This is a genomic window from Citrobacter sp. Cf072 (assembly GCF_030334485.1).
Taxonomy (GTDB): domain Bacteria; phylum Pseudomonadota; class Gammaproteobacteria; order Enterobacterales; family Enterobacteriaceae; genus Citrobacter; species Citrobacter freundii.
Genome location: NZ_JAOWDX010000047.1, coordinates 296,515 through 319,329 on the forward strand (window position 1 = coordinate 296,515; position 22,815 = coordinate 319,329).

Consider the following 22,815-nt stretch of genomic DNA (forward strand, 5'->3'; position numbering starts at 1 on the left):
ACGGCGGCCAGGGAAAAGATAAATGGAACAAGCGCATACCCAGCTTATCGCACAACTGAATGAACGTATTTCAGCGGCGGATAACACGCCGCTGTATATGAAATTTGCGCAGACGGTGAAGAATGCTGTGCGCAGTGGGATCCTGGAGCACGGCAATATCCTGCCCGGCGAGCGCGACCTCAGCCAGTTGACCGGCGTTTCTCGGATTACGGTACGCAAGGCGATGCAGGCCCTGGAAGAAGAGGGTGTAGTAACACGTGCCCGCGGTTACGGAACGCAAATCAACAATATCTTCGAGTATTCGCTCAAAGAAGCGCGCGGTTTTTCTCAGCAGGTGGTGTTGCGCGGTAAAAAACCGGATACGTTGTGGGTTAACAAAAGAATTGTACCTTGCCCGGAAGAGGTGGCACAGCAGTTGGCAGTTGTCACAGGAAGTGATGTCTTTCTGCTCAAACGCATTCGTTACGTTGACGAAGACGCAGTATCTATTGAAGAGTCCTGGGTACCCGCACATCTAATTCATGATGTGGATGCCATTGGTGTTTCTCTGTATGACTATTTTCGTAGCCATCATATTTTCCCACAGCGTACGCGCTCACGCGTTAGCGCCAGAATGCCGGATGCAGAGTTCCAGGCGCACATTCAAATGGATAGTAAAGTGCCGGTACTGGTGATCAAGCAGGTAGCGCTTGACCAGCAGCAACGGCCTATTGAATACAGCATCAGTTACTGTCGTAGCGATCTATACGTTTTTGTGTGCGAGGAGTAGCGCCTCGCGTGATGGGGCGCAATCGCCGCCACGATGCCCAACTACCCAGGACGCCACCGCGTTACCTAACAGCACTGAGTCGGCCAGCGTCCAGCCAGACGCTAGTCCGGCCAGCATGCCGCCGGCATGGCTGTCTCCTGCGCCGATAGTATCAATGACCGCCGTTGCAAATGCCGGTACGCAGCCGGATGTCTGTGCGCTGAAATACCATGCGCCGTCTTTATCCTGACGCACTACCACCGGTGCGGTGAAACGCTGCACCCATTCTGCGCCAAAACCTTCCACATCCTGACTCAATGCAAATCGCTCGGCAGCAATTTCCGCCTCCTGACGATTAAGTGACACCAGCGGACGGCAGGCCATAATTCGTACCAGTAAGGGCTCGGGAATGTCGCCGATGCGCGGGCCAAAATCGATAAACGGTGTCACCTCTTCCAGTCCTTCCAGCCACTGCACCAGCAATTCACCGCACGGGGACGCTAGCTGATAACCCGAGAGATACACCAGGCTATGACGCGGGATATCCAGCTGTGCCAGCCAGGCGGCATTCCACTGATTCTCAACGCCGCTAAAGGACATAAAGGTACGTTCGCCATCCGGTTCCACCAGCGCCAGACACCAGCCGTTATCGCCTTCGGCGTTGTCGATCAGGCTGTGCAGCCCCTCTTTTGCCATCCGATTGCGGATAATGTCGGCCCACACCCCCTGACCCAGCGGTAACGCATTACTGGCGTCGATACCTAAACGCTTGAGCGCTACGGCAATATTCAGCGCGCAGCCGCCAACGTTCACGCCTTGCTGTTTGAGTTCGATATCACAGCCTCGCCAGGGGAGGGCATACGCATCGGCAATGACATCAATCACCGCTGCACCCACCACCGTTACAGGCCGCTGTGTACGTAACTGCGGGAGAAGTTGTTGCAGGCGCGTGGTGCTCATAGTGCCTCCCGCTGCTCACGCAGTCGAATTAACCCGTTGGCGTAGCGGGTAAAGTCCAGCTCATTAACCGCATCCAACTCCTGCTTCAATGCCGGGTCAATCGCGTCGACGCCGTGCAGCGCGCCACAAATGGCGGTTGCCATCGCTCCGATGGTATCGGTATCGCCGCCGAGGTTCGCGCACAGAATGGCGCAGCGGTTGGGATCGGTCTGCGCCAGTTCGACCATCGCGATGGCGCAAGGCACAGACTCAATGGTGCTGGTTCCTGCCCCCACAACCTGATACAACTGCTCGCTGGCGGACTCAATGCCGTCGGCGTTACGGACGATTTTCAGCGCCAGTTCAAGGCGTGCACAAAGCGATGCGCTAAAGGTGGTGATTCGTTTTTGCTGCGCGTGCAGGGCAATGGCAGGTAGTGCGTCGACAATCTCCGACCATGTTCCTCCGTCGATGGCGCGAGATACCGCCCACGCGACGACAACGGCTCCCGCGATAGCCAGATCCGATTTATGCGTCGGGCTGGAGGCCAGTGCCACATCATCGATAAAGGCATCAAGATTGCGGGCGGGTAGCAGGCATCCCAGTGGCGAAACGCGCATTGCCGCACCGTTGGTCACGCCATTATTCTCCAGTTCGGCGACAGGTTTGCCGTCGCGAATGGCTTTGAGCGCAATTTTTGAGGTCGGGCCGAGCACGTTTTTATTAAAGGCATCAAAACGCTCTGCCCAGGCCAGAATATTGCGACCAATAACGTCGGGTACAATCTCTCCGTCGCACTCAAGCAGGGCATCTGCCAGACACAGCGCCATAGACGTGTCATCAGTAAACTCTGCCTGGTTAAAGTAGCAGGCGGCATTATTTTCCGCCGGACCAGGCAAAAAACTGTCGATCCAACCGAAATGGGCTTTAACCCGGGTTCTTGGCCACAGTTCCGACGGCATGCCCATCGCATCCCCTAACGCCTGCCCATAAAGAGCACCGAGAATACGTTCTGCTTTCATTTTACTTCCCCTTGTTTCAACGCTACATCGCGAACGTCCACCTTAATGGCGGTGATTTCTTTGTCAGATTCGCGAAAGAAAATCATAAACATCACGGCAATGACGGCAATCATGACCGCGCCAAATCCCCACATGCCAGCCCAGTTAAAGGTGAGACCATTAACCGGTTCCTGGTAAGCAAACATTTTTTCCATCATCACGCCGCCCAGACGGTAACCGAGCAGGCTGCCGAATCCCTGACAGCAGAGGGTGATAAGCCCTTGCGCTGCAGTGCGCATGTGAACCGGAGCTTTTTTATCGACATAGATGTAGGCCGTGACGTAATAGAAGTCGTAACTGACACCGTGCAGCAGAATGCCGAGAAACAGCAGGGCGTAAGTGAAATATTCTTCCGCACCACCGTAAACGAAAAATCCGTAGCGGATCGCCGCAGTAATAAGACCAAGCAATAATACCTTTTTAATGCCAAATCGTTTGGTGAAAAACGGTAGTGCCAGCATAAAGAAGATTTCAGAGAACTGGCCCAGCGTCATCCAACCGGTGGCGTTTTTCATTCCGACTTCTGTCAGGTAGCCGTTGGCGAAGATGTAATAGAACGCCAGTGGCATCGCAAACAGGAAAGAACAAAAGAAAAAGACGAGGAAATTTTTATCGCGCAGCAGGATCAGCGCATCCAGACCCAGCATGACTTTGAAATCCATTTTGCCGGTACTTTTTGGCGGCGTATCCGGTAAGAAGAACGCAAAGACGCCCAACAGTGCAGAGCTTCCGGCAGTGATCAGCAGGGGAATATTGGTGGGTGAAATGTCGCTATAGCCAAGCATTTGCGGTAAGAAACCACAGGCCAAACCAGAGGCAATCCAGCCGATGGTTCCCATCACTCGTATGCGCGGGAAATCACGCTCAACGTCCGGTACGTTGGCAAAAGCAATACTGTTAGTCAGCGCAATCGTCGGCATATAGGTCAACGAATAGGCCAGTAACAGCGGGAAGAATCCGTTGAAGGTTGTTTGCTGGGCGGCGAAGTACATCAGAATAGCGCCGACGAACATCAACACCGCCAGCACTTTTTGCGCGGAGAAAAAGCGGTCAGTGATTGAACCGACCAGAATGGGCGACAGGATCGCGGCGATCGCGGTACAAGCGTAGGACCAGCCGATCTCCCCGGCGCTAAAGCCGCTTTTACTCAGCCACAGCCACAGCGGTACAAACCAGGCGCCCCAGATAAACCACTCTACAAACATCATGAACGACAGCTTAACTGTAGTTTTCATCTTTAAATCCTTCATGACAGGTAAGGTACGCATTGATAGTACCATTAGGTAATACCTTTAAAATACCTTTGTGGTCTAAATTTGACCGCCTTAACATTATTTCTTCTTGAATCGAGCCAGCAGAAGTTGCTGAAAAGTGCGCTAAAGATGGAAAAAATACGCAGTCGGTACCAGGCTTAATGCTGCCCGCAAAAAGGCGGGTCAGGACAATCCACATTCCGGTTTCAAATCGGAAATTACGGGAGCATAGCTATGACTGATATTGCGCAGTTGCTTGGCAAAGACGCCGACAACCTTTTACAGCATCGTTGTATGACCATTCCTTCTGATCAACTTTACCTGCCTGGACATGATTACGTCGACCGTGTGATGGTGGATAACAACCGGCCGCCTGCCGTGCTGCGTAACATGCAGACGCTGTATAACACCGGGCGACTGGCCGGGACAGGGTATCTGTCGATTCTGCCGGTGGACCAGGGGGTGGAGCACTCCGCTGGCGCATCGTTTGCGGCTAACCCGCTGTACTTTGATCCGAAGAATATTGTGGAGCTGGCTATCGAAGCAGGGTGTAACTGCGTGGCATCGACCTATGGCGTGCTGGCTTCTGTCTCCCGTCGCTACGCGCACCGCATTCCGTTCCTCGTTAAAATTAACCACAACGAAACGCTGAGCTATCCGAATACGTTCGACCAGACGCTGTATGCCAGCGTAGAGCAGGCGTTCAATATGGGCGCGGTTGCGGTAGGGGCAACCATCTATTTCGGTTCAGAAGAGTCCCGTCGCCAGATTGAGGAGATTTCGGCCGCGTTTGAGCGCGCCCATGAGCTGGGTATGGTTACCGTGTTGTGGGCGTATCTGCGTAACTCCGCGTTTAAAAAAGATGGCGTGGATTACCATGTTTCTGCCGATCTTACCGGACAGGCTAACCATCTGGCTGCCACTATCGGAGCGGATATCGTTAAGCAGAAAATGGCGGAAAATAACGGTGGGTATAAAGCGGTTAATTTTGGCTACACCGACGATCGCGTCTACACCAAGTTGACCAGCGAGAATCCAATTGACCTGGTACGTTATCAACTGGCGAACTGTTATATGGGGCGCGCCGGGTTAATTAACTCCGGCGGCGCGGCTGGCGGCGAAACCGATCTCAGTGATGCGGTACGTACGGCGGTGATTAACAAACGAGCAGGCGGCATGGGGCTGATTCTTGGACGCAAAGCATTCAAGAAAACCATGGCCGACGGCGTTAAGCTGATTAACGCCGTGCAGGATGTTTATCTGGACAGCAAAGTTACCATCGCCTGATTACAGCCGGGGTGTCGTTGTGTTAGCGCAACAGTGGACAACCCGGCGGCAGTCTGCAACGTAACGCCTCAGGCAGGATTTCAATATGAAACTCCTGTCCGCTGAGCGGTTCGCCGTCAAGATTAAAGGTAATTTCGTGTGGGGCGCGGATATCAAACCACGATGATGCGCCCTCGATGATGTTAGGGTTGTCTTCGGATTGCGTTAACGCCGAAAGCAGCCCTGGCAACAGTTCTTCGCCGGTAAAAATGCGCAGTTGCAACAGACCATCGTTGATCAGCGCCGTTGGGCAAAGCTGTTGCCCGCCTCCAGCCTGACGACCATTACCGATACCAATCACCAGCGCCTTACCTTGCCAGTGAAAATCTTCCCCACGAATATCGCAGACGTCGGGTTTGAGCGTATCCATGCGCATTAATCCGTGGATAAAGTATGATACGCCACCCAACGCAGCTTTGAGTTTTTCCGGCGTTTCGGTAGTGATACGTGTGCCAAAGCCGCCGGTCGCCATGTTGATAAAACAGGTTTTATCATTGACCTGCACCATATCGATCGCTGTCGCATTTGCGGCGATAGCCAGCTTTAATGCCTTATCGAGGTCGTCGGGTATCCCCACGCTGGTGGCAAAATCATTTGCCGTTCCCAACGGTAAAATACCCAGCGCCGGAATATTGCCGCCCTGCGACTGGATCAGCGCCGTCGAAACTTCGTTGATGGTGCCGTCGCCGCCGCCGGCAATCACCGTTTCAACGCCTAGCTGACGAGCTTCATCAACGTAGCGTTGGGCATCGCCTTTTTCCCAGGTCACGCGAACATGGATTTCCACGCCTTCATCGCGAAGCTTCGCAATGGCATCACGCAGGGGGAGATTATCAGCACTTTTTCCATTGAGGATCAGTAAACTGGCAGGGAACGCTATCATCCGTTTGCCTCACTTTTTTTCGTTTTAACAAGTGTATGCCAGGAAAGTGTTTATGGCGTAAGAACTGACTGAAAGCGCAGGCGAAGAGATAAAAAAAAGCCGCAGAGCGCGGCTTTTCAGATTGGGCAGACGTTACTGCGGGAACCACTGATCGCTGATTTTCTGGTACGTGCCGTCAGCTTTGATTGCCGCCAGCGCGCTGTTCAGTTTTTCCAGCAGGGCTTTGTTATCCGGGCGAACCGCGATGCCAAGGCCAGTACCGAAGTATTGCGGGTCGGTTACTTTGTCAGTGGCTACGCCTAACTGCGGGTTGGTTTTCAGCCACTCGTTAACCACAGCAGTATCGCCAAATACGCCATCAATACGGCCATTTTTCAGGTCGATAATCGCATTCTGATAGCTATCGTAGGCCACGGTTTTCACCTCAGGATGTTTATCCTGCAGGTATTTCTGATGGGTGGTGCCGTTTTCCATACCGATGCGCTTACCTTTCAGGTCGGCAAAGGTTTTATAGGTGTCTTTTTTCGCAATCACCAGCGCGGAGTTGGCATAGTAAGGCTGAGTAAATGCAACCTGCTTGCTACGCTCAGGTGTGATATCCATTCCGGAAATAACCGCATCATATTTCTTGAATTTCAGCGCGGGGATCAGGCTATCGAAAGCGTGATTGGTGAAAGTACATTCTGCCTGCATTTGTTTGCACAGCGCCGTTGCCAGGTCGATGTCAAAACCGACAATTTTATTACTAGCGTCCAGTGATTCAAATGGCGGATACGTGGCTGATACACCGAAACTAATTTTATCAGCAGCTGAGGCGCCAGCGGCGAAAGTAGCAAGTAATGCGGCCAGTACTAACTTTTTCATGGTGGAACTCCCGTCTGTCAATCTTATGATTATTTACCGTGTCTGCGGCGTGGATTAACAATGCCATTTAATGAATTTATATGCAATAAAAATGATTAAATATTTTTAATGGCATAAAAAAAGACGGACAATTTAGGTTGTTGTCCGTCTTTATTATTTTAATTTATGCATATTTGCCGGATGGTGGTGCTAGCACCTTATCCGGCCTACAAAAGGTGCATGAACCGTAGGCCTGATAAGCGTAGCGCCATCAGGCATATGCTTAATTCCGGTGTTCAAACGCCAGCGCTTTACGTTCGATTAGGCGCATCATCAGCGTCAGCAAGCCGTTGACGATCAGGTAAATCACACCCGCAGCACCGAATACCATAACGTCATAAGTACGACCGTACAGCAGCTGGCTATAACCCATGACTTCCATCAGGGTGATGGTGTAAGCCAGTGAGGTACTTTTAAATACCAGCACCACTTCGTTGGAATATGAGGAGAGGGCGCGTTTAAAGGCGTACGGCAACAGAATCGCCAGCGTATCCTTTTTGCTCATCCCCAATGCACCGCAGGACTGCCACTGGCCTTCCGGGATTGCACGGATAGCGCCGTAGAACAGTTGCGTAGTGTAGGCCGCACTGTTTAACGACAGCGCAATTAAGGCGCATAACCAGGGTTCAGAGAGCAGATGCCACAGCACCGGATATTCTTGCAATGCCGGAAACTGTCCTGGTCCGTAGTAGATCAGGAAGATTTGCACCAGCAGCGGTGTACCGGTAAACAGCGTGATATAGGCGCGAACCAGCCACACCAGCACCGGCGTTTTCAGCGTCAGGATGACGGTGAAGATCAGCGCCAGCACCAGAGCAACTACGATGGAGGCGACTGTCAGCGTCAGGCTGGTATGCAGCCCTTTCAACAATTCAGGTAAATACTCAAGCATCAGCCTGGTCTCCGCTCAAAACGTGTCGCGCGCAGGTCAATGCGTTTGAGAATGTACTGACTCACCAGCGTAATCACCAGGTAAATAGCGGCTGCCACAATGTACCAGGTAAACGGCTCCTGGGTACGGGTGGCAATACTCTTCGTTTGCAGCATCAGATCGTTCACGCTGATAAGGCTGACCAGCGCGGTATCTTTCAGCAATACCAGCCACTGGTTACCCAGTCCCGGTAAGGCATGACGCCACATCTGCGGCATCACCAGACGAAAGAAGATCGCTGCTTTAGACAAACCTAACGCCTGACCTGACTCCCATTGCCCGAGTGGCACGGCCTTCAGCGCGCCACGCAGCGTTTGCGACGCGTAAGCGGCATACAGCAATGACAGTGCAATGACACCGCACAGGAACGGGCTGACGTCGAAGTTTTCGATCTGCATCTGAACCGGGATTTGTACAAACCCGAGATTGATCGTAAAGCCATCGGCCAGCGTCAGCAGCAGTTGTGAGGAGCCGAAATAGATAAACAGAACCACCAGAATTTCTGGCAGACCGCGCAGGATGGTGACCAGGGCCGAGCCCGCCCATGCCACCGGGCGCCATTTTACTGACTCCCAGACGGCAAAAAACATGGCGAGTGCAAGGCCAATAATCAGCGCACAAACGGCAAGGCCGACGGTCATCCCGGCGGCGCTTGCTAAAGGAAAAAATTCATTCATCAAATATTACTTCTGGAACCATTTGTTGTAGATGGTCTCGTAAGTCCCATCTTTCTTCACTTTTTCCAGCGCAGCGTTAAATTTCTGCTGCAGCTCGGTATTGCCCTGGCGCACAGCGATGCCCAGACCAGTACCGAAGTAATCTTTATCCGTGACTTTGTCGCCAACCGCGGCCAGTTTTGGATTGTCTTTCAGCCACTCTGTTACTACTGCGGTATCACCAAAGACGCCGTCAATACGACCGTTTTGCAGATCGAGTTTGGCATTCTGATAGCTGTCATACGGCACGGTAGTCACTTCCGGATGTTTATCCATGATGAATTTCTGGTGCGTCGTCCCGTTTTGAACGCCGACTTTTTTGCCTTTCAGCTGATCAATGCTGGTGTATTTACCCTGTTGGCCAACAAACAGCGCAGAGTTGTCGTAGTAAGGGGTGGTGAACAGAACCTGTTTTTCACGCTCAGGCGTGATGTCCATACCGGCCATCACCGCGTCAAAACGACGGAATTTCAGGCTCGGGATCAGGCTGTCGAAGGCCTGATTGGTGAAGGTACAGGTAGCGTCAATCTCTTTACACAGCGCATTCGCCAGATCAACGTCAAACCCTACGATCTTGTTGTTAGCATCGATCGATTCAAACGGAGGATAAGACGCTTCGGTGGCGAAACGAATGGTTTGGGCTGCGGTAGCGGAAAGACTAAAACCTGCGATTAGCGCGGCAATCAGAACTTTTTTCATTGTATTGTCCCGAATCTTAGTGAGAAAGATAGTTTTTAAACGCTTCGGTTTGCGGGTTGGCAAAGCAGCTCGCATCCCCAAACTCGACGATATGACCGTTTTCCATGTACACCACGCGACTGGCCGTTTTACGAGCAACTTCCACTTCGTGGGTGACGATCACCTGAGTAATATTGGTTTCCGCCAGCTCACGAATGATGCTGACGATTTGGGCGGTGATTTCCGGGTCAAGCGCTGCGGTAGGCTCATCAAACAGCAGCACCTGTGGTTCCATCATCAACGCGCGGGCAATGGCCACACGCTGCTGCTGGCCGCCGGACAGATGCAGTGGATAGCGATCGCTGTACGGCTTCAGACGCAGTCGTTCCAGCAGTTTCTCGGCACGCGCCATCGCTTGCTCTTTTGTCAGACCCAGTACGCGGCAGGGCGCTTCAATCAGGTTCTGCACCACCGTGAGATGCGGCCAAAGATTATATTGCTGGAAGACCATGCCCACGTTTTGACGCAGATCCCGAATGGCTTTATCTGACGGGGTTTTCGTGAAGTCGAAACGGTTACCCGCAATAGAGAGCGTGCCCGAGCGCGGCATCTCAAGCAGGTTGAGTACGCGCAGTAGCGAGCTTTTCCCGGCTCCACTTGGGCCAAGTAACACCAGTGTTTCACCCTGAGGGCAATCCAGCGTGATATCGAACAGCGCCTGATGTGCGCCGTAGAAGCAGTTAATGCCGTTTAATTGAATACTCATTGACACTCGATACTGGCAGTCTGATAGCTATTGAAGCCGCAGATACTACCTTTGACAGAATAGTTATGCAATATTTATGCGTTAAAAGTTAAATGCAAACCGCATTCTTCTCTAAACATAGCACAAAATAGCGGGGCCACCAGTGGGCAAGAATAATTGTCGGCATTCTATGCAGAATGCCAGACAATTAATGGGGGTTATGATTTGGGCGAGTAAATGGCGCGATTAACGGTTTTCGACAGACTGGCGCAACGTCCCGGCTGGCGCGTGTACGCTGCCGCCCAGATAGCGTACATCATCAACGACCCAGCACTGGCCTTCGCGGATCATCAGCACTTCATCACGCCAGCTCTGGTCACCCTGTTTCAGCTCTACGCGTAGCGGAATGTTGCGTGCATCACTATTCGGAATAGTCGATGCGCTGGCGACGCTGGCACTGTCCGGTAACGTAGCCCGACTGGAGAACGGATCGCTGTTAAACAGGTCGCGGTGTGCATTATCGCGGCTGGCGTCGGTCAGCAGTTTAGCCAGGTTGTCGCTAAGGTATGGACGAAGTGGGGTAAGATCATTGTTTCGATGCTGAATACGGTAATCATAGAATTGTTGAGCCACGCTGTCTGGCCCGCCTTCTACGCATGAACCGCTACGCGTGCCGTTATCTTTATAGACCGGCGTCACGGTCGTACAGGCGCTGAGAAGGAGTGCACAGGGAACCAGCAGAGAGAGTTTCGAGTAGCGCATAATGATTTCCTTATTAGCTTTCTACTATTAGTGTTCTACGTTGATAGAATATATCCTTTCAATGATAGTGGATCGGTTCGATAATGCTTTTGAGATCGTGCTCTTAGCGCAAAAAGGAGATTAACCATGCAGTTTTCGACTACCCCTACGCTGGAAGGACAGAGCATCGTGGAATACTGCGGTGTTGTGACTGGCGAAGCCATTTTAGGCGCGAATATCTTCCGCGATTTTTTCGCCGGCATTCGCGATATTGTCGGCGGTCGCTCCGGCGCGTATGAAAAAGAGCTGCGTAAAGCGCGTGAAATTGCTTTCCAGGAGTTGGGCGAACAGGCCAAAGCGCTGGGTGCTGATGCGGTGGTCGGTATTGATATTGATTACGAAACCGTGGGCAAAGACGGCAGTATGCTAATGGTGAGCGTCAGCGGTACCGCGGTGAAAACTCGCCGATGAAGCGTCTGTTGTGTCTGCTGGCATTTACGCTGTTGCTGGTGGGATGTGCTGGCGAAAAAGGGATTGTCGACAAAGACGGGTATCAGTTAGATACCCGCCGTCAGGCACAGGCTGCTTATCCACGCATTAAAGTGCTGGTTATCCATTACACGGCCGATGATTTTGACTCTTCTCTGGCTACGCTGACCGATAAAAACGTCAGCTCGCACTATTTGATCCCGGCTGTGCCGCCGCTCTACCACGGCAAACCGCGTATCTGGCAACTGGTGCCGGAAAAAGATCTGGCCTGGCATGCGGGGATTAGCTTCTGGCGTGGCGCTACGCGTATTAACGATACCTCAATTGGCATTGAGCTGGAAAACCGCGGCTGGCAAAAATCGGCAGGGATAAAATATTTTGCGCCGTTTGAGCCCGCGCAGATTCAGGCGCTGATCCCATTGGCGAAAGATATTATCGCCCGCTACGACATAAAACCGCAGAACGTGTTAGCCCATGCGGACATCGCGCCGCAACGTAAGGACGATCCTGGACCGCTTTTCCCATGGAAAGTGCTGGCCGAACAGGGAATTGGCGCGTGGCCGGACACTCAGCGCGTAGCGTTTTATCTTGCCGGGCGAGCGCCTCATACGCCGGTAGCAACCGAATCTTTACTCGATCTGCTGTCGCGTTACGGCTATGAGATAAAATCTGATATGACGCCGCGCGAACAGCAGCGGGTGATTATGGCCTTCCAGATGCACTTCCGCCCGACGCTGTGGAACGGCGTGGCGGATGCGGAAACTCAGGCGATTGCCGAAGCGTTACTGGAAAAATACGGGCAGGGTTAACGCAGAACACCAATGCCTGATGGTGCTTCGCTTATCAGGCCTACGGCTAATTTAGGCTGGATTTTGTAGGCCGGATAAGGCGCTTGCGCCGCCATCCGGCAATGGTTAACGCGGCAGCTTACCGTGGTCGCGCAACCAGGCCGCGGTACGTTCAATCCCTGCATCCAGCGTCACAATGGGCTGATAACCCAACTCTTCCTGAGCGCGGGTAGTATCCAGCGTAAAATCAAAATTTAGCTTCGATACGCCGTAATGCGTCAGCTTTGGCTCTTTTGCCGATTTATTGCCTAAGCGCTCCATGCTGCGGGCAATCATGTCCAGCATCGGGTAGGGAACGGAGCGGATCCGACAATCAATATTCAGCTCGTCGATGAGTTTCTGCACAATGCTGCGCAGAGTGCGATGCTCGCCGTTGGTAATGTTGTACGCGCGACCTGACGGCAGCTTATCGCAGGCTTGCTGACTTGCCAGCCACATCGCGTGCACTGCATTTTCGTAGTAGGTCATATCTACCAGCGCACTTCCGCCGTGCGGCAACAGGATGCTGCCATAGTGGTACATCATATGGGCCAGGCGCGGGATAAAGACCTTATCGTGTGGTCCGAACAGGCTTTGCGGACGCAATACCGTAAAACGCGTCTGCGGGTTGGCCTGCGCCAGCAACGCGATCACGTCTTCGCCAGCTGCTTTGCTGCGGGCAAATTCATTGGCGAAGCGGTGCGGACGAAAGTCCTCTTTGATATCGCGATGGTGGTGATAATCAAAATAGAGCGACGGCGAGGAGATATGAATGAAGTTGCGAACGCCCCAGGCCACGGCCCACTCGCCCAGACGGCGAGTTGCGCGAACGTTGGCCAGATCGAAGGCTTCCTGAGTTCCCCACGGTGAGGTAAAACTGGAGCAGTGCCACAGCGTGTCGATGCCGGCAAGCATCACTTTTGCTTGCGAAGAAACCAGCTCGGTCAAATCCGCATGCACAAATTCTGCGCCCATTTTCTCCAGCAGCTTGCCCATCGCTTCGTTGCGACCGGTGGCTCTGACGCTGACGCCTTTGCTGCATAAAAACTCAACCGCGTTTCGGCCCAAGCCGCTGGTGGCTCCGGTAACCAGTACCTTCATATCAATCCACTGTGTTTAAAAAACGTCGTGCGCATTCTTCCGTGAAATACGCCTGTATGCAATGGGAAACATGAAAGAATACAGGCTCTTTTTATCATTAGTCTGTGATTTGTTCTGCAAGTTTGGCTATACGCTTCGCCATCCCCCTGAAAATGAACAGGTGCGCGGGGATCATCAACAGCCAGTAGAAGAGGCCAGGCATACCGTGCGGATGCCACCAGGCGCGTACATCAATGCGTCGATGATCGCCTTTATCTTCCAGTGTGAAGCTCAGGCGACCCAATCCCGGCGCTTTCATCCCAAACAGCAGCGTCAGCTGTTTCTCCGGCTCAACGATGATGACTTTCCAGCTATCAACGGTGTCGCCAACTTGCAATAGTGGGTGTTCGGGACGACCTTTTGCCAGCTTATGGCCGACCAGCAGGTCCAAGGCCGCGCGCGTCTTCCATAGAATATTGCCAAAGAAATAGCCTTCTTTGCCGCCGAGTCGATTCACTACCTGCCACAGTGCTTTTTTGCTGGCGGCGGTTTCAACGCTAAAGCCAGCTTGTTTGGCGAAATAGCCATATTCTGGACGCCAGCGGGCAAACGCCTGCGCGTCGTAACCCCAGTCGCTGGAGTTGACCAGCTTTTCTTCTTCCTTCAACGTACTGCGCACCGCGTCATCAAAGGCAATCAGCTTTTGCGGGATCAGCGCACGTAGTTCGGTGTCATCGGCCAGCAGGTCGTGTTTTAAGCCCTGGATCAGCGCCTTGGCCGTGGTTGGCGGCACTGACGTAATGACGTTTAAAAACCAGACCGAAATCCAGCGGGTAGGGAAGGGGATGGGGATGAGCAGGCGATGTTTACCGCTGACCGCCATAAAATGCTCGAACTGTTCCTGATAGCTCAACACCTGCGGGCCGGCTGCTTCGAGTACGCGGTGATGTTGCGTGGGATGATCCAACAACGCCACCAGGTAGTACATCAAATTCTCCAGCGCGATGGGTGTGGTACGTGAGCGCACCCAGCGCGGAGGGGTGAGTACCGGCAGGTTGTAGACCATGTCGCGCATCACTTCAAAGGCAGCGGAACCTGCCCCCACGATAATGCCCGCGCGCAATTCCGTCATTGGCACGCCTGATTCACGCAGAGTATCTGCGGTTATCTGTCGCGCACGCAGATGATCGGATTGTTCATGCCGGGGAGCCTGTAATGAGCTCAGGAAAATAAGCTGTTTGACCGCTGTATTACGCAGTGCATCGCGGACGTTCATCGCCACCTGACGTTCGTGGGCGATAAAATCACCGCCTTCACCCATGCCATGGACCAGGTAATAAACCGTATCAACACCCACCAGTAGCGGGGTGAGGTTATCTGGCCAATTCAAATCGACCTTATGGCAACTGACGTTGGCCAGTTGCTGCTTTTCCAGTCGTTCAATGCGACGTGCCGCAGCCAACACCTGATGCCCTTGCTGACTGAGCGCCTGTACCAAATGCTGACCAATGTAGCCACTGGCGCCAAGAACCAAAATCCGTTGCGGCACGCCCATCTCCTTATTGGGTTAAAAAAGTGCGCCAGTGGGCGACGACTTCAGCAAGTTGTTCAAGTGATACGTCAAGATGCATCACCAGGCGCACAATCGGGGAGGCGTTAATCAGCACACCCTGCGCTTTCATATATTCACCCAGCGCGGCCGCGTGCTCTTCGCCAACGCGCACAAACAGCATGTTGGTGTCGTGGCGCATGACGTCCGCCCCTGCTTCGCGCAGTTGCTCCGCCATCCAGGCGGCGTTGTCATGGTCTTCCTGCAAACGCGCCACGTTATTTTTCAGCGCATACAGTCCGGCCGCCGCCAAAATACCCGCCTGGCGCATTCCGCCGCCGGTCATTTTGCGCCAGCGAATGGCACGCTTGATGTACTCGTGGCTGCCGACAAGCAGCGAGCCTACCGGCGTTCCCAGACCTTTGGAAAGACAAATGGTGAACGAGTCGCAGTATTGCGTGACATCTTTAAGCTCACAGCCATAGGCGACGACGGCGTTAAAAATACGCGCGCCGTCGACGTGCAGGGCAAGATTGCGCTCCCGGGTGAATTCCCAGGCCTCTTTCAGATACTCGCGCGGCAGCACTTTGCCGTTATGCGTGTTTTCCAGACTGAGCAGACGGGTGCGGGCAAAATGGATATCGTCTGCTTTGATTTTTGCTGCCACTTTGTCCAGCGGCAGGGATCCATCCGGCGCGGCATCGATGGGTTGCGGTTGAATGCTGCCGAGCACCGCTGCGCCACCCGCTTCGTAGAGATAGTTATGCGCGCCCTGACCGGCGATATACTCTTCGCCGCGCTGACAATGGCTGAGCAGTGCAACCAGGTTCGCCTGAGTGCCGGTAGGTAAGAAAATGGCGGCTTCTTTGCCAGAAAGCTCGGCCGCGTATTGCTGGAGGGCATTAACGGTAGGATCATCACCGTAGACGTCGTCCCCGACCGGGGCGGCCATCATCTCTTCGAGCATGGCGCGACTGGGTCGGGTGACAGTATCACTGCGTAAATCAATCACGGGCATTCCTTTTTAAGTGAGGTAATGCCCTCTGTTTTACCTGAGCCAGTTAGTTTTCGCCAGTTCGATCACTTCATCACCGCGTCCGCTGATGATTGCGCGCAGCATATACAGGCTAAAACCTTTGGCTTGTTCGAGCTTGATCTGCGGCGGGATCGCCAGCTCTTCTTTCGCCACCACCACATCGACCAGCACTGGACCGTCAATTGACATCGCCCTTTGCAGCGCCTCATCAACCTCTGAAGATTTCTCCACGCGAATGCCCGTGATGCCACAGGCCTCGGCAATCCGCGCGAAATTCGTGTCGTACAGTTCGGTGCCGTCAGTCAGATAACCACCAGCTTTCATCTCCATCGCCACAAATCCCAGCACGCTGTTGTTGAAGACAATAATCTTCACCGGTAACTTCATTTGTACCACCGACAGAAAATCGCCCATCAGCATGCTAAAGCCGCCGTCACCGCACATTGCCACAACCTGACGTCCTGGTTCGGTCGCTTGTGCGCCGAGTGCCTGCGGCATGGCATTAGCCATCGACCCGTGGTTAAACGATCCGAGCAGGCGACGTTTGCCGTTCATTTTCAGATAGCGTGCTGCCCACACCGTTGGCGTGCCAACGTCGCAGGTAAAGATGGCATCGTCAGCGGCAAAGTGGCTGATCTGTTGCGCCAGATATTGCGGGTGAATGGCTTTATCGCTGGGCTTGGCTAAATCATCCAGCCCTTTGCGCGCCTCGCGGTAGTGCTCCAGTGCTTTGTCCAGGAACTGCCGCTCGGTTTTCTCTTCCACCAGAGGTAGTAGGGCACGTAACGTGGATTTAATATCGCCTACCAGCGCCATATCAACTTTACTGTGCGCGCCAATACTCGCCGGATTGATATCAATCTGAATAATTTTGGCGTCGGTGGGGTAGAACGGGCGATAGGGGAACTGGGTACCGAGCAGGATCAGCGTGTCGGCATTCATCATGGTATGGAAGCCGGATGAAAAGCCAATCAGCCCGGTCATACCCACGTCATAGGGGTTATCGTACTCAACATGCTCTTTCCCGCGCAGAGCGTGCACGATCGGGGCTTTGATTTTAGCCGCAAACTCAACCAGCTCTTTATGCGCACCGGCGCAGCCGCTGCCGCACATCAGGGCGATGTTGCTGGAGTAGCGCAGCAGTTGCGCCAGTTTTCTCAGCTCTTCCTCTTCCGGGGTGACTACCGGGAGCGGCGCATGATACCAGTGCGTGGTGGCGCTTTCAGGGGCGGGCTTCAGCGCCACGTCGCCGGGTAATACCACCACGGAGACGCCACGGTTGAGCACCGCTTTACGCATAGCTATAGCCAGCACCTGGGGGATCTGCTCAGGGCTGGAGACCAGCTCGCAATAGTGGCTACATTCACGGAACAACTCTTGCGGGTGGGTCTCCTGAAAATAACCGCTGCCTATTTCACTGGATGGAATATGCGCGGCGATTGCCAGCACCGGAACGTGGTTGCGGTGGCAATCAAACAGGCCGTTAATTAGGTGCAGGTTGCCTGGCCCACACGAACCTGCGCAGACGGCCAGTTCGCCCGTCAACTGCGCTTCAGCGCCCGCGGCGAAGGCAGCAACCTCTTCATGACGGGTTGGCATCCAGTCAATTGTTCCCATACGATTCAGACTATCACTCAGACCATTTAGCGAGTCACCCGTTACACCCCAAATGCGTTTTACGCCAGCCTGTTCGAGTGTTTTAGCAATAAAAGCGGCAACCGTTTGTTTCATGGTTTTCCTTCTCCTCTAATGTGATACCGGTTACAAGTTTAGATGAAGATAATCGTTATGCTTCTCATTTCCCCCTTATTTCCGGCAGGTTTCATTTAACCTGTATTAAGCGTAGTTTGTTATTGGACATGGTGAAACAAGGAATAAATTCAAATGGTTATAAAACTATTAAATTCAGTTAACCGAGTACTGACTCACGAAGATTTTGGCAAGTTTTTGTTACGCCTTGCCGTCGGTGGGCTGATGCTGTTTCATGGGCTGCATAAACTGTTTGCTGGTATTGATGGCATCAGCGGTATGTTGATAGCGAAAGGTTTCCCGGGCTTTATTGCGTACGGCGTTCTGCTGGGAGAGGTTGTAGCGCCGTGTCTGATTATTCTAGGCATCCTGACGCGTCCGGCTGCGTTGGGGCTGGCGTTTACGATGGTTGTGGCATGGCTGATGGTCGGGATGGGCGAAACCTGGACACTGGATAAAACCGGTGCATGGGCGATTGAAAGTCTGGTGTATTTCTTCATCGGTGCGCTGGCCGTGGCGTTTTTGGGGGCGGGGCGTTACTCCGTTGCAGGAAATTCAGCCTGGCGATAGTTACCATTTGAGAGTCAATACCGAGGCGGGGGTGCGCTAACGGTTTGCCCGCCTCGTCGTTCAATCTGTCGCTAATCTATATGTCATCACTGTTCCATAGTTTGTGCCGACGTCTCAGCGCTCGCTGCGTCAATGCCCTTGCCATCGCGGCGCCTATTTCAGCACTGACAACCAGTCCCTGAATAAACGGACGATCGTGCATCAACCACGGCAGCCCGCCAAAAGCGATGCGATTGCGGGCGTTTTCCGGCGCTTGCAGCGTGTAATCTTCGCCGATATCCGGGATCTCATCGCCACAGGCCAGCAGTTGATCGCGTAGCGTTGGGAAAGGGATATCTTTGCTCTGCAATGCCCGTTGCCCTCGGGCGTCAATAAACACATCGAATTTGCTGCGTCGACCGTGGTGGTAAATTACCGTCATTTCCTGCTCATTCGTACGCTCATAATCCGCACCAAGTGTGAGGATCTCAATCATCCCTGCGTCGTGCAGAGCCAGCAGTCGGCGGACTGATTCAGACGGGATTGCCGCATAATTATCGATAAACACGCGCGCCAGTCCTTGCTTAAATCGCTTTTCATCAGGCGGATCAAGATGTGGGACGATCTCTTCGATTACCTCGTGTAGCCGCAGCAGGGTATAGCGCCATGCGACGGTACGCTGTTCCTGTTTGTTGCGTTCAACTTCAATCAGGTTGCGCTTCGCCCATTCAAAAGGATCGTGCTCAAGCCTGTCGGCAAAGTAGGCCTCGGGGAATGTGTCGGCGTTGAGTGTCTCAAGTGCTATCTCTTGGCTCCATTGCGGGGCTGCATCTTGCAGTTGTTGTACAATAATCCGGAAAATGCGGTCCAGTAATCCTTTTTGCCCATGGACAATGACGTCTTCAATTGCTTCAGGCGTTGCGATGTTCAACGATTCATAGGGCAGAGGGCAGTAAAAATCCGCTTCAGGCAGCACACCGCTGCGCGACATTAGGGTCAGCTTCAGGCTTTGGCTGTCGGATTTACAGATAAACTGGAGTGCGTTATCAGCCCCGGTGGTGAAGGCACCGTGTTGGCAGGCCACGGCCATCGCTGCGTCAATCGCGCTGAGCGAGGTGCCGAGAATTCCTACCCGGCAAGCGCTAATCTGGACGTCCATTAGACCTGTCCACGGGCTGGGGAAAAACTTCCGTGTCTGTACATCCGTTTCAGGCCACAGATGGCCGGTGGCGATAGCGGCGAAGTCCACCTCGACAGGCTGTGAAGCATGATTGATCCACAGAGAGACCCCATTCGGGTTTGCGCGCAGGTCGGTGACTTCGCTTGATTCGTTTATGCTAATCGCGAAGCCTGAGCCTCGCGCTTTCTCGACGATAGCGAATAAACGATCGCGATAATAGTCACCGAGGATCACGCGGGGCAAAAATTGCCGTTCATGCAAAGAATTACGTTCAATCCGAAACTGCGCCAGATAGTCATCACTTTGATTCTGTAGCCACGTCAGATAACTGATATAAATCGGTGGGATCTCTATGCTGGCTATATTTGCCAGCATGAAGTCTGCGTTGTTGTCGCTGTTATAAGGCATGCCAACGCCCGCCTGTTCAGCTTGCTCATAAAGCTCTATTTCCAGCGGTTCACCGCGCTCAACCAGGGCATGAAACGTATAAATGCCGGTGGGACCGACGCCGACAATGGCCACTTTTTTCATGGGGATCCTTGTAGAAAGTTCGACGTGGTAGTCGGGGATTATGCTTAATCTGCGAAGTGTAAGTGTGGTCGATAATTTACGGGGGGAAGGAGGTATTTTGCCGGGGAGAGTGAAAATATCAGAATTTTGCAGCGCCTGAGAGCATAAAAAAAGGCCACCCGGTACAGCCAGGCAGCCTTTTGCACATCAGATACCGGCCAATTACGCCAGCACTAAATCACCCTGCGGATGGCAGGAACAGGCCAGCACATAACCTTCAGCGATTTCTGCGTCGGTCAGCGTCATGGTGCTGCTGACCGTGTAGTTACCGTCAACCACTTTGGTTTTGCAGCAGCCGCAAACGCCTGCACGGCATGCGGCGACAACCGGAACCTTGTTGCTTTCCAGCGCTTCCAGCAGCGTACTGCCCACCGGCGCATAGAACTCTTTCGCCGGCTGTAGCTTAGTAAACTTCAGACCACTGGTGGCGGCTTCGGCAACAGGTGTGAAGAACTGCTCTTTAAAGAAGCGCGTCACACCCAGTGCTTTGACTTCTTTCTCGACCAGATCCATATACGGTGCCGGGCCACAGGTCATCACGGTACGCGAGGTCAGATCCGGTACGCTTTTCAGCAGTTCGGTAGTCAGTCGGCCGGAAACAAAACCTTCGGTGGCATTGTTTTCAGCAACTAATGTCACCGGATATTCACGCCACTCGTCGGCAAAAATGACATCTTGCGGCGAGCGCACGTTAAAGATTACCTGTACATCCGCTTGCGGGCGGTACTTTGCCAACCAGCGACGCATTGACATGATTGGCGTAACACCACAGCCTGCGGCCAGCATCAGGAACTTGTCTTCCGCTTTATCTTCACAGGTGAACTCACCCATGGCATCGGACAGCCAGATATAGTCGCCGCGCTTCACGTCGCGGGTTAGCCACTGTGAACCTGCACCATCGTCAATCCGGCGGATGGTCAACGTAATGTACTCGCTAACGCCCGGCGTTGAGGAAATGGTGTAAGCACGCAGCGTATCCGCTGAATTACGTACGCTGACCAGTGCATACTGCCCGGCGCGGTAAGGATAATAATCGTGGCACAGCAACGAAATTGTCCATACATCCGGCGTTTCCTGATGGATGTGGTGAACCTGCATCCGCCATGGGCACTGATGAGTTGGCATTGTCATTCTTTACTCCTTACGCGCTCAGCAGTTGCTTCATGTCTTCTTCAACGGTGGTCACGGAACGCAGACCAAATTTCTCGTTGAGAACTGCCAGCAGATCCGGTGTGAAGAAACCAGGCGCAGTCGGGCCAGTTACGATGTTTTTCACGCCCAGAGACAGCAGGGTCAGCAGAATAACAATCGCTTTCTGTTCGAACCAGGAGAGTACCAGAGACAGCGGCAGATCGTTCACGCCACAGCCCAGTTTCTCAGCCAGGGTTACCGCCAGGATAATGGCAGAGTAAGCATCGTTACACTGACCGGCATCGACCAGACGCGGCAGACCTTCGATATCGCCGAATTCCAGTTTGTTGAAACGGTATTTACCGCAAGCAAGGGTCAAGATCAGGCAGTCATCCGGCACGCTGGTGGCGAAGTCGGTGAAGTAGTTACGTTCACCACGTGCGCCGTCACAACCGCCAACCAGGAAGATGTGACGCAGTTTTTCACGGCTCACCAGGTCGATCAGGGTATCAGCAGCGCCCAGCAGGGTCTGACGACCGAAACCTACGGTGATCAGGTGCGGAATTTCACTGTACGGGAAGCCAGCCATCTGCTGCGCCTGTGCGATAACCGGACCAAAATCGTCACCTTCAAGGTGGCTCACGCCCGGCCAGCCGACGATGCTACGGGTCCAGATACGGTCGTCGTAGGCGCCAACGGTTGGGTCGATGATGCAGTTAGAGGTCATCACGATTGGGCCAGGGAAGCGGGCGAATTCAACCTGCTGGTTCTGCCAGCCGCTGCCGTAGTTACCGATTAGGTGTTTGAACTTACGCAGTTCCGGATAGCCGTGTGCTGGCAGCATTTCACCGTGGGTATAAACGTTAACACCGGTGCCTTCAGTCTGCTCAAGCAGGTTGTACAAATCTTTCAGGTCGTGACCGGAGATCAGGATGCACTTACCTTCGGTTGCTTTTACGTTGACCTGAGTCGGGGTCGGGTGACCGTATTTAGTGGTTTCACCGGCGTCCAGAATGCTCATTACTTTGAAGTTCATTTGGCCGATTTCCATTGAACACTCCAGCAGAGCGTTCATATCGGAAGGCCAGGTACCCAGCCACGCCATGATTTTGTGGTACTGAGCATAGATATCGTTGTCGTACTGACCAAGAACGTGGGCGTGCTCCATGTAAGCTGCCGCACCTTTCAGGCCGTACAGACACAGCAGACGCAGGCCGAGGATATTATCGCCGATGGTCGCTTTGTCTTTATTCGGGGTGAATTCAGCGGCCTGACGTTGCAGGTCGCCCAGATCGTCGCTGACCAGTTGCAGATCGGCCATCGGGTTGGTGACAGCTGCGTTCGCGTCGATGTTCAGGCATTGTGCTTTCAGGGCGTCTCGCATGGCGATAGCTTCACGGGCATAGCCAACAATACGCGGGGAATCGAAGTTTACGTTAGTCAGCGTGGAGAAGAACGCACGCGGCGCAAAGTTATCAACCTCATGGTCGATGATGCCGTATTCACGTGCTTTAACAGCCCATGCAGACAGACCTTGTAGGGAAGCAATCAGCAGATCCTGCAAATCGGAGGTTTCAGCCGTTTTACCGCACATACCCTGCGCGTAAGAGCAGCCGTTTCCTGCCGGAGTACGGATGGTTTGTTCACATTGCACACAAAACATGGTCACACCTTTTAAAGTTATATTTAATATACATGTTTAAGATTATGCCTGTGCGCGTAGGGATAAAA

The 22,815-nt window shown here is 53.3% G+C and carries 22 protein-coding genes; 5 read left to right on the top strand and 17 right to left on the bottom strand.

All coding sequences use genetic code 11. From position 1 onward, the window contains the following. Positions 1-22: 22 nt before the first annotated feature. On the top strand, positions 23-769 hold the full coding sequence (locus tag OGX66_RS20110) for a GntR family transcriptional regulator (RefSeq protein WP_088903287.1): 747 nt from the start codon (positions 23-25) through the stop codon (positions 767-769). Here OGX66_RS20110 and OGX66_RS20115 read toward each other — a convergent pair. The 3 genes from OGX66_RS20115 to OGX66_RS20125 are packed head-to-tail and all read right to left on the bottom strand — an operon-like array spanning position 743 to position 3,983. Continuing rightward, the gene (locus tag OGX66_RS20115; RefSeq protein ID WP_088903288.1) at positions 743-1,708 is read right to left on the bottom strand and encodes a PfkB family carbohydrate kinase; all 966 of its coding nucleotides are present in this window, start codon (positions 1,706-1,708) and stop codon (positions 743-745) included. The two genes, OGX66_RS20110 and OGX66_RS20115, sit on opposite strands and share 27 nt — an antisense overlap. Further along, positions 1,705-2,709 carry an ADP-ribosylglycohydrolase family protein gene (locus OGX66_RS20120; protein WP_060854713.1) on the bottom strand — a complete coding sequence of 335 codons (1,005 nt, stop codon included), beginning with the start codon at positions 2,707-2,709 and terminating at the stop codon, positions 1,705-1,707. The genes OGX66_RS20115 and OGX66_RS20120 overlap by 4 nt, the downstream gene beginning before the upstream one ends. Further along, entirely contained in the window at positions 2,706-3,983 is a 1,278-nt protein-coding gene (locus OGX66_RS20125) for a nucleoside permease (protein ID WP_088903289.1), read from the bottom strand. Before OGX66_RS20125 ends, OGX66_RS20120 begins: the two co-directional genes overlap by 4 nt. A 252-nt stretch (positions 3,984-4,235) precedes the next feature. On the opposite strand from OGX66_RS20125, the gene fbaB reads away from it, so the two are divergent. Continuing rightward, positions 4,236-5,288, top strand: coding sequence for a class I fructose-bisphosphate aldolase (gene fbaB / locus OGX66_RS20130; RefSeq protein ID WP_003027312.1), 1,053 nt, complete (start codon positions 4,236-4,238; stop codon positions 5,286-5,288). A gap of 22 nt (positions 5,289-5,310) precedes the next feature. On the opposite strand, the gene yegS is transcribed toward fbaB, so the two are convergent. The 7 genes from yegS to OGX66_RS20165 form a co-directional block, all read right to left on the bottom strand. After that, complete coding sequence (gene yegS, locus OGX66_RS20135; protein WP_044711374.1) at positions 5,311-6,210, bottom strand: lipid kinase YegS; 900 nt, start codon at positions 6,208-6,210, stop codon at positions 5,311-5,313. A 132-nt stretch (positions 6,211-6,342) separates the two neighbouring features. Beyond that, on the bottom strand, positions 6,343-7,074 hold the full coding sequence (gene artJ / locus OGX66_RS20140) for an arginine ABC transporter substrate-binding protein ArtJ (protein ID WP_003027308.1): 732 nt from the start codon (positions 7,072-7,074) through the stop codon (positions 6,343-6,345). 262 nt (positions 7,075-7,336) lie between these two features. Continuing rightward, positions 7,337-8,005: an arginine ABC transporter permease ArtM gene (artM, locus tag OGX66_RS20145; protein ID WP_003840185.1), complete on the bottom strand. Its 669-nt coding sequence runs from the start codon at positions 8,003-8,005 to the stop codon at positions 7,337-7,339. Continuing rightward, entirely contained in the window at positions 8,005-8,721 is a 717-nt protein-coding gene (gene artQ / locus OGX66_RS20150) for an arginine ABC transporter permease ArtQ (RefSeq protein ID WP_003027301.1), read from the bottom strand. Before artQ ends, artM begins: the two co-directional genes overlap by 1 nt. Positions 8,722-8,727: 6 nt before the next feature. Beyond that, positions 8,728-9,459 carry an arginine ABC transporter substrate-binding protein ArtI gene (gene artI, locus OGX66_RS20155; RefSeq protein WP_003027298.1) on the bottom strand — a complete coding sequence of 244 codons (732 nt, stop codon included), beginning with the start codon at positions 9,457-9,459 and terminating at the stop codon, positions 8,728-8,730. 16 nt (positions 9,460-9,475) lie between these two features. Further along, positions 9,476-10,204 (bottom strand): arginine ABC transporter ATP-binding protein ArtP, encoded by a 729-nt coding sequence (artP, locus tag OGX66_RS20160; protein ID WP_003027295.1) that lies wholly within the window; start codon positions 10,202-10,204, stop codon positions 9,476-9,478. A gap of 225 nt (positions 10,205-10,429) precedes the next feature. Further along, a complete protein-coding gene (locus OGX66_RS20165) occupies positions 10,430-10,945 on the bottom strand; it encodes a lipoprotein (protein ID WP_016150628.1) in 516 nt (171 codons plus the stop codon). 126 nt (positions 10,946-11,071) lie between these two features. Between OGX66_RS20165 and OGX66_RS20170 the strand changes: the two genes are divergently transcribed. Together OGX66_RS20170 and OGX66_RS20175 are read left to right on the top strand one after the other, a co-directional pair. Then, positions 11,072-11,395: a heavy metal-binding domain-containing protein gene (locus tag OGX66_RS20170; RefSeq protein ID WP_001160725.1), complete on the top strand. Its 324-nt coding sequence runs from the start codon at positions 11,072-11,074 to the stop codon at positions 11,393-11,395. Next, on the top strand, positions 11,392-12,222 hold the full coding sequence (locus OGX66_RS20175) for an N-acetylmuramoyl-L-alanine amidase (RefSeq protein WP_044711369.1): 831 nt from the start codon (positions 11,392-11,394) through the stop codon (positions 12,220-12,222). Before OGX66_RS20170 ends, OGX66_RS20175 begins: the two co-directional genes overlap by 4 nt. 105 nt (positions 12,223-12,327) lie before the next feature. On the opposite strand, the gene OGX66_RS20180 is transcribed toward OGX66_RS20175, so the two are convergent. The 4 genes from OGX66_RS20180 to poxB all read right to left on the bottom strand — a co-directional run bounded on the left by OGX66_RS20180 (position 12,328) and on the right by poxB (position 17,636). Further along, positions 12,328-13,341 carry a 3-beta-hydroxysteroid dehydrogenase gene (locus OGX66_RS20180; protein WP_003840192.1) on the bottom strand — a complete coding sequence of 338 codons (1,014 nt, stop codon included), beginning with the start codon at positions 13,339-13,341 and terminating at the stop codon, positions 12,328-12,330. 97 nt (positions 13,342-13,438) lie between these two features. Next, the gene (locus OGX66_RS20185) at positions 13,439-14,869 is read right to left on the bottom strand and encodes an SDR family oxidoreductase (protein ID WP_003840194.1); all 1,431 of its coding nucleotides are present in this window, start codon (positions 14,867-14,869) and stop codon (positions 13,439-13,441) included. Between the two features lie 10 nt (positions 14,870-14,879). Further along, on the bottom strand, positions 14,880-15,881 hold the full coding sequence (gene ltaE, locus OGX66_RS20190; RefSeq protein WP_270932390.1) for a low-specificity L-threonine aldolase: 1,002 nt from the start codon (positions 15,879-15,881) through the stop codon (positions 14,880-14,882). A gap of 36 nt (positions 15,882-15,917) precedes the next feature. Then, positions 15,918-17,636: a ubiquinone-dependent pyruvate dehydrogenase gene (gene poxB, locus OGX66_RS20195; RefSeq protein WP_044711364.1), complete on the bottom strand. Its 1,719-nt coding sequence runs from the start codon at positions 17,634-17,636 to the stop codon at positions 15,918-15,920. A gap of 153 nt (positions 17,637-17,789) precedes the next feature. Between poxB and OGX66_RS20200 the strand changes: the two genes are divergently transcribed. Beyond that, complete coding sequence (locus OGX66_RS20200; protein WP_003840198.1) at positions 17,790-18,224, top strand: DoxX family protein; 435 nt, start codon at positions 17,790-17,792, stop codon at positions 18,222-18,224. 76 nt (positions 18,225-18,300) lie between these two features. On the opposite strand, the gene OGX66_RS20205 is transcribed toward OGX66_RS20200, so the two are convergent. The 3 genes from OGX66_RS20205 to hcp all read right to left on the bottom strand — a co-directional run bounded on the left by OGX66_RS20205 (position 18,301) and on the right by hcp (position 22,747). Further along, positions 18,301-19,914: an FAD-NAD(P)-binding protein gene (locus OGX66_RS20205; protein WP_044711362.1), complete on the bottom strand. Its 1,614-nt coding sequence runs from the start codon at positions 19,912-19,914 to the stop codon at positions 18,301-18,303. Positions 19,915-20,115: 201 nt separating this feature from the next. Then, positions 20,116-21,084: an NADH oxidoreductase gene (gene hcr / locus OGX66_RS20210; protein ID WP_003027256.1), complete on the bottom strand. Its 969-nt coding sequence runs from the start codon at positions 21,082-21,084 to the stop codon at positions 20,116-20,118. A gap of 10 nt (positions 21,085-21,094) precedes the next feature. Further along, the gene (hcp, locus tag OGX66_RS20215) at positions 21,095-22,747 is read right to left on the bottom strand and encodes a hydroxylamine reductase (protein ID WP_003840204.1); all 1,653 of its coding nucleotides are present in this window, start codon (positions 22,745-22,747) and stop codon (positions 21,095-21,097) included. Between the last annotated feature and the right edge of the window lie 68 nt (positions 22,748-22,815).

What these genes read in the sequence shown, in the direction of transcription:
- OGX66_RS20125 (WP_088903289.1), bottom strand. Translation starts at nt 3,983, where the DNA reads ATGAAAACTACAGTTAAGCTGTCGTTCATGATGTTTGTAGAGTGGTTT.
- fbaB (WP_003027312.1), top strand. Translation starts at nt 4,236, where the DNA reads ATGACTGATATTGCGCAGTTGCTTGGCAAAGACGCCGACAACCTTTTA.
- OGX66_RS20180 (WP_003840192.1), bottom strand. Translation starts at nt 13,341, where the DNA reads ATGAAGGTACTGGTTACCGGAGCCACCAGCGGCTTGGGCCGAAACGCG.
- OGX66_RS20110 (WP_088903287.1), top strand. Translation starts at nt 23, where the DNA reads ATGGAACAAGCGCATACCCAGCTTATCGCACAACTGAATGAACGTATT.
- yegS (WP_044711374.1), bottom strand. Translation starts at nt 6,210, where the DNA reads ATGATAGCGTTCCCTGCCAGTTTACTGATCCTCAATGGAAAAAGTGCT.
- artM (WP_003840185.1), bottom strand. Translation starts at nt 8,005, where the DNA reads ATGCTTGAGTATTTACCTGAATTGTTGAAAGGGCTGCATACCAGCCTG.
- artJ (WP_003027308.1), bottom strand. Translation starts at nt 7,074, where the DNA reads ATGAAAAAGTTAGTACTGGCCGCATTACTTGCTACTTTCGCCGCTGGC.
- artQ (WP_003027301.1), bottom strand. Translation starts at nt 8,721, where the DNA reads ATGAATGAATTTTTTCCTTTAGCAAGCGCCGCCGGGATGACCGTCGGC.
- artP (WP_003027295.1), bottom strand. Translation starts at nt 10,204, where the DNA reads ATGAGTATTCAATTAAACGGCATTAACTGCTTCTACGGCGCACATCAG.
- OGX66_RS20170 (WP_001160725.1), top strand. Translation starts at nt 11,072, where the DNA reads ATGCAGTTTTCGACTACCCCTACGCTGGAAGGACAGAGCATCGTGGAA.
- OGX66_RS20200 (WP_003840198.1), top strand. Translation starts at nt 17,790, where the DNA reads ATGGTTATAAAACTATTAAATTCAGTTAACCGAGTACTGACTCACGAA.
- poxB (WP_044711364.1), bottom strand. Translation starts at nt 17,636, where the DNA reads ATGAAACAAACGGTTGCCGCTTTTATTGCTAAAACACTCGAACAGGCT.
- OGX66_RS20165 (WP_016150628.1), bottom strand. Translation starts at nt 10,945, where the DNA reads ATGCGCTACTCGAAACTCTCTCTGCTGGTTCCCTGTGCACTCCTTCTC.
- OGX66_RS20120 (WP_060854713.1), bottom strand. Translation starts at nt 2,709, where the DNA reads ATGAAAGCAGAACGTATTCTCGGTGCTCTTTATGGGCAGGCGTTAGGG.
- hcr (WP_003027256.1), bottom strand. Translation starts at nt 21,084, where the DNA reads ATGACAATGCCAACTCATCAGTGCCCATGGCGGATGCAGGTTCACCAC.
- hcp (WP_003840204.1), bottom strand. Translation starts at nt 22,747, where the DNA reads ATGTTTTGTGTGCAATGTGAACAAACCATCCGTACTCCGGCAGGAAAC.
- OGX66_RS20175 (WP_044711369.1), top strand. Translation starts at nt 11,392, where the DNA reads ATGAAGCGTCTGTTGTGTCTGCTGGCATTTACGCTGTTGCTGGTGGGA.
- OGX66_RS20205 (WP_044711362.1), bottom strand. Translation starts at nt 19,914, where the DNA reads ATGAAAAAAGTGGCCATTGTCGGCGTCGGTCCCACCGGCATTTATACG.
- OGX66_RS20115 (WP_088903288.1), bottom strand. Translation starts at nt 1,708, where the DNA reads ATGAGCACCACGCGCCTGCAACAACTTCTCCCGCAGTTACGTACACAG.
- artI (WP_003027298.1), bottom strand. Translation starts at nt 9,459, where the DNA reads ATGAAAAAAGTTCTGATTGCCGCGCTAATCGCAGGTTTTAGTCTTTCC.